Here is a 587-nt window from a genome sequence, read left to right as displayed (position 1 = left end):
ACCGTTACGAAATCGAACGTATTGCAAAAATCGCGTTTGAATCGGCTCGTCTACGTCGTAAGAAAGTGTGCTCAATTGACAAAGCAAACGTTCTGCAGAGTTCTATCTTATGGCGTGAAGTTGTGGAAGAGATTGCCAAAGACTACCCAGATGTCGAGTTGTCTCACATGTACATCGACAACGCGACCATGCAGTTAATCAAAGACCCAGCCCAGTTTGACGTCATGTTATGTTCAAACATCTTTGGCGACATCATCTCTGATGAGTGTGCAATGATCACGGGCTCTATGGGCATGTTGCCTTCAGCAAGTCTTAACGAAAGCAAGTTCGGCCTATACGAGCCTGCCGGTGGCAGCGCACCAGATATCGCAGGCAAAAACATTGCTAACCCAGTTGCGCAGATCCTTTCTGCTGCACTGATGCTGCGTTACAGTCTTGGCGAAGAAGCTGCGGCGCAAGATATCGAATCCGCAGTATCTAAAGCACTTTCGGCAGGCGAGCTTACCGCAGACCTAGCAAGCGACAAGCCTGCACTGACGACATCAGAAATGGGTGACAAGATCGCTGAGTACATTTTGAACTCATAA

Annotated in this window: 1 protein-coding gene; it reads left to right on the top strand. The window is 48.2% G+C overall.

Going from position 1 to position 587, the window contains the following annotated elements; translation table 11 throughout:
- On the top strand, positions 1-587 hold a 587-nt coding region (gene leuB, locus R8O10_RS26395; RefSeq protein ID WP_318192122.1), incomplete at its 5' end, for a 3-isopropylmalate dehydrogenase.

The sequence above is a fragment of the Vibrio sp. 1727 genome (genome assembly GCF_033344415.1).
Taxonomy (GTDB): Bacteria; Pseudomonadota; Gammaproteobacteria; order Enterobacterales; family Vibrionaceae; genus Vibrio; species Vibrio alginolyticus.
The sequence above is the reverse complement of the archived record's forward strand: the minus strand, read 5'-3'. Positions and strand labels throughout refer to the sequence as shown.